The organism is Peribacillus sp. P4_C12 (assembly GCF_056402095.1).
The window spans coordinates 1-4,622 of the sequence record NZ_JBFUIB010000293.1 but is presented as its reverse complement, the minus strand read 5'-3'; the positions used below and the strand labels follow the sequence as shown (position 1 = coordinate 4,622).

5 protein-coding genes are annotated in these 4,622 nt (G+C 39.2%); all 5 read right to left on the bottom strand.

The genetic code is table 11. The features are described from left to right. Nucleotides 1–227 precede the first annotated feature (227 nt). A complete protein-coding gene (locus AC1DUW_RS21345) occupies nucleotides 228–389 on the bottom strand; it encodes an AMP-binding enzyme (protein WP_152952267.1) in 162 nt (53 codons plus the stop codon). A gap of 488 nt (nucleotides 390–877) precedes the next feature. Beyond that, nucleotides 878–1,708, bottom strand: a complete 831-nt coding sequence (gene nadE / locus AC1DUW_RS21340; protein ID WP_477643396.1) for an ammonia-dependent NAD(+) synthetase — start codon at nucleotides 1,706–1,708, stop codon at nucleotides 878–880. 35 nt (nucleotides 1,709–1,743) lie between these two features. After that, the gene (locus AC1DUW_RS21335; protein WP_477643395.1) at nucleotides 1,744–3,213 is read right to left on the bottom strand and encodes a nicotinate phosphoribosyltransferase; all 1,470 of its coding nucleotides are present in this window, start codon (nucleotides 3,211–3,213) and stop codon (nucleotides 1,744–1,746) included. A gap of 61 nt (nucleotides 3,214–3,274) precedes the next feature. Beyond that, on the bottom strand, nucleotides 3,275–3,826 hold the full coding sequence (locus tag AC1DUW_RS21330) for a cysteine hydrolase family protein (RefSeq protein ID WP_056519325.1): 552 nt from the start codon (nucleotides 3,824–3,826) through the stop codon (nucleotides 3,275–3,277). A gap of 14 nt (nucleotides 3,827–3,840) precedes the next feature. Further along, on the bottom strand, nucleotides 3,841–4,605 hold the full coding sequence (locus AC1DUW_RS21325) for an NUDIX domain-containing protein (protein WP_477643397.1): 765 nt from the start codon (nucleotides 4,603–4,605) through the stop codon (nucleotides 3,841–3,843). Between the last annotated feature and the right edge of the window lie 17 nt (nucleotides 4,606–4,622).

Below are 4,622 nucleotides of genomic sequence, written 5' to 3'. Positions count from 1 at the left end.
GTTCATATTATTCTCCCTTTAGCATTCTCTGTGCCATTTCGGCCAGTTGGCTTGCATGAGATCTGATATCCATCATGGTTGTTGAAATCTCTTCTGTGACGGCTGACTGGTTTTCAGTTTCTGCGTTACAAGAGAATGACGTTATAACAGAAGCAATTAGAACTAGAAAGACTGTAAGGGTTTTGTTCCAGAGGAATCACAGACCCCGATAGTGATGTCTTCAGGTTTTAATTAATTAAGAAGTGAGGCAATATGAAATAAAAGCATCTAGCATCGGATGTAATGAAATATGGCACAAAACAGATGGTCGTTTCACCCTTCACATCTTCTGGAACTCCAATTTTAACTGTCTCAAGTATAGAATCATGCTGTACTAAAACCGATTCCATCTAAACGAGAAATGGAAAGTCATGCCACGTGTCATTAAATCATCCTACTACATAGGTGATGTTTCTTCTCTTTTAAAATCCTGAAGTATTGGAAACAATCGTGCAATTAAATAAAAAATCGCCGTTCCTTTAAAACATAGAAAGTCCATTACTCTTGACGCAGGAAGCAATAGTTTATAATGAACAACTAAAGAAGCATTCGAGAAACAATTTGGAAAAACATATTTATTCACATATAGACTAAAAAAATGGAACCTTTCACTTTAGGAAAGGTTCCATTTTTTACTGCTGTGTTCGGCTGAAAAATGGGAGTATTCGGAAATCTCATGATTGGTTTGCTTCCCCATAACCATAGTATTCTACTGCATCTTCATAGTAATATGGGCTCTAATAATAGATTCGTAATCCTGCATTTTCAACAGTGATTGGCGTTTATCATTCAATTACATGCTGAAGTCCTATCTTAACTAAGCTTCTCCATTATTCCTTCATTTCCACCAAGTATCGTACACGTTAATGGCTTCATTCCGTTTATGTTCGGTTTTTGTATACCAGCCTTCGATGATTTCGGCCGCTTCCGTTCTGATCTCCTTACCTTCAAGGTAATCATCGATTTCATCATAACTCACACCTAAAGCCACTTCATCAGGAATCAGCGGTTTGTCATCTTCTAGATCTGCAGTTGGAATTTTCGTATATAGACGCTCAGGTGCTCCGACGAATTTCAGAATTTCTTTTCCCTGCCTTTTATTCAAACGATATAACGGGATGATATCAGCTGCCCCGTCACCATGTTTTGTAAAGAAACCGGTGATTGCTTCCGCTGCATGGTCTGTACCAAGCACGACACCTTTATATAGTCCGGCTAAATCGTATTGCACCTTCATCCGCTCACGTGCTTTGACATTTCCTCTTAAGAAATGGGATAGTTTTTCACCCGTAGCGTCTTCCACAGCCTTTACCGATGCATCCACTGCTTCCTTAATATTAACTGTTACCGTTTGACTTGGCTTAATGAATTTCAAAGCCAATTGTCTGTCATCTTCATCAGCCTGTAAACCGTATGGAAGGCTCACAGCAACAAATTTATATTCTTTGCTGTTCGTTTCATGATTCAATTCATTGACAGCAGTTTGTGCGATATAGCCGCCTAGCGTTGAATCTTGACCTCCAGAAATACCCAGTACAAAGCTTTTTAGAAAATCGTTTTTCTTCATATAATCTTTTAGAAGATCGACACTTTTTCTGAATTCAGCTTCAGGATTAATCGTTGGTTGGACAAGTAATTTTTTTACGATTTCATTTTGTAATGGACGCATTGGCATAGCCCCTCTTTCCTTATAGAATAGACTCGTTATTTAGTAAACATTCTCTCAACATTGGCTTTTACTTCATCTATATTTCTCATTTTATTATCCCAACAGTCCTGGCTTAAGTCGACCGGATATTCTTCAGGATTGAGTGCACGTAAGTACTCTGGCCATAATACTTGAAGATTTTTTTCCGTAAAGGTCTTGATTTCATCAATGGATGGTAATTCATAGGTTAAAATTCCGTCCATAAAAATATCCTCATGCAGGTCCACTGCATCGAAATCAGTGACAAATTTACTTAGGAAAGTATGGACAGGGTGGAACATTTTTAATTTTTCCTGTTCCTGAGGCTTTTCATATTCCATAGCCAAGTAGTCGCCTTCTGCATGGTGGTTGACTTTATTAATGATTCTGTATACTCGTTTTAGGCCAGGTGTCGTTACCTTTTCAGGATTAGAAGAAATTTTGATGGTATCTCTCATATTCCCATTTTCGTCCTCAATTGAAACCATCTTATAAACGGCACCTAATGCAGGCTGGTCATAAGCCGTAATTAATTTGGTCCCGATTCCCCAAATATCGATTCTTGCTCCTTGTTGCTTCAGGTTGATAATCGTATATTCATCCAAATCATTTGAAGCGACAATCTTCGCATCATKGAAACCTGCAGCATCTAGCATACGGCGTGCTTCTTTTGACAGGTAGGCCAAATCGCCGCTATCAAGACGGACGCCAATGAAATTAATTTTATCGCCCAGTTCTTTGGCGACACGGATTGCATTCGGGATGCCAGAACGTAGCGTATCATAAGTATCCACCAAAAATACACAATCTTTATGAGAGCTTGCATATTTATGAAATGCTGTATATTCGTCTTTATAGGCCTGAATCATGGAATGAGCATGTGTCCCTGAAACCGGAATACCGAACAGCTTGCCTGCACGGACATTGCTAGTAGAGTCAAAGCCAGCAATGTAGGCAGCACGTGCTCCCCATATTGCGGCATCCATTTCTTGTGCTCGTCTTGAGCCGAATTCAAGTGCAGATTCATCGCCAATTACTTGTTTGATACGCGAAGCCTTTGTCGCAACGAGTGTGTGATAGTTCACAATGTTCAGCAGCGCTGTTTCTATGAGTTGCGCTTCACCAAGGGGTGCCTCTACACGTAAAATCGGTTCGTTGCCAAAAACAAGCTCGCCCTCTTTCATGCAACGAATCGTTCCAGTAAAACGGACATTCTGCAAATAATCCAAAAATTCATCATCGTAATGCAATTCCGATTTTAAATAGTTGATATCACTTTCTGAAAAGCAAAAGTTCTGTAGGTAATGAACAATTTTCTCTAGTCCTGCAAAAATTGCATATCCGCTGTTAAATGGAAGCTTTCTGAAAAAAACCTCGAAAACGGCCTTTCGGTTATGTGTGTTGTCTTGCCAATAAGTTTGAGCCATATTGATTTGGTAAAGATCTGTGTGTAGTGCGTAACTGTCGTCGTTGTACTTTTTTTCCATGGATAGTTCCTCCCAAAAGAGAAGCGGCCGCCTCTCTTCTATTCTGTTGCGTGAATAGATATTAAAGAATGGTTGCTCCAAGTGATCCTTTAAAATGTGTAAGTGCCCATTCGTGACCGGCACTATTGAATGAGGCCACTGCATTTTCGTAAACAAAGATTTTATAGCCTAAATTGTAAGCGTCAATTGCAGTATGTAATATGCAGATATCGGTACAAACACCGACTAAATATACGTCGGTAATGTCCCGTTCCCTAAGTCTGATATCAAGGTCCGTTCCTGCAAAAGCCGAATAACGTGTTTTATCTATATAATAAACATTCTTTAGATTTTTATTTGTTTCATATTCCTCTTTTAACGTACCATATAGGTCTCTACCCATTGTACCGCTAATATTATGTGGTGGAAACAATTTCGTTTCAGGATGTAAGCGGTCTCCTTCTTCATGAAGATCAATCGCAAATACCGTGTATTCCCCTTGCTTGATAAATTCCTTAGTTATACCGACCAGTGTATCTTCGATTTCCTGTCCAGGCTTTCCACATGTCAATGCACCGCCGTCTGCCACGAAGTCATATGTATAATCAATATTGATTAAAGCCTTTTTACCCATTTCACTCATTCCTCCTAATAATAAATAGAGTCCATGACAATCTCTGCATTAAATCGGTAAAGTTGTGAAGGCCGAAATGAATTACGTTTAGTTTTCTTCTGTAAGCCCTTTTCATCCAATACTTTCTCCAAGAACGGGAGCTTTGGGGCTTTTGCAAAAAAAAGTGAATCTGCACTGATTTTCGCATCATCCCTAACTGTTAGTAAAACCCGTTGGAGTTCTGAAAGTGTAAATTCTTCTGGTAAAAACTTTTGAGCTATCGTTGTTTGCACCATATCTTTTTTCATTACATTTATCGCTTCATTAATAATTGTATAATGATCAAAAGCAAGTTCTAATTTTAAAGTTTCCTGTATCGTGAACAATTCCACCTCAGCTGCATCGTCATTCGCTTTTCTTTGATGAAGAAATTCTTCCTGAACAATTGCATAAAAAGCATTAGAGATAATCCATCCTCTCTGATCACGTCCCGGATGGTCATATACACCAAAATGCTTCACATGAAATCCTGTCACACCTGTTTCTTCTTTTAATTCTCGTTTGGCTGCCTCATAGGCTGTCTCGCCAGCATTCACAAAGCCACCGGGTAAAGCCCATTTATCACCTTCAACATTCGGACTTCCTTCCCTATCTATTGCAGCACGTTTGATTAATAATAGCTTTAATAACATTTCAGGCGGGGCTTTCTCGGCTGTCTTCTTGGTGGTAATCGTAAAGATCGCAATATCTGCTGTGTATCCATCTGGAGTAATATATTTCTTTTTTTCCTGCTGAACCATGGCAACTCTCACTTTCT

Excerpts from the sequence above, each read along its gene's own strand:
- AC1DUW_RS21330 (WP_056519325.1), bottom strand. The coding sequence starts at position 3,826 with ATGGGTAAAAAGGCTTTAATCAATATTGATTATACATATGACTTCGTG.
- AC1DUW_RS21325 (WP_477643397.1), bottom strand. The coding sequence starts at position 4,605 with ATGGTTCAGCAGGAAAAAAAGAAATATATTACTCCAGATGGATACACA.
- nadE (WP_477643396.1), bottom strand. The coding sequence starts at position 1,708 with ATGCGTCCATTACAAAATGAAATCGTAAAAAAATTACTTGTCCAACCA.
- AC1DUW_RS21345 (WP_152952267.1), bottom strand. The coding sequence starts at position 389 with ATGGAATCGGTTTTAGTACAGCATGATTCTATACTTGAGACAGTTAAA.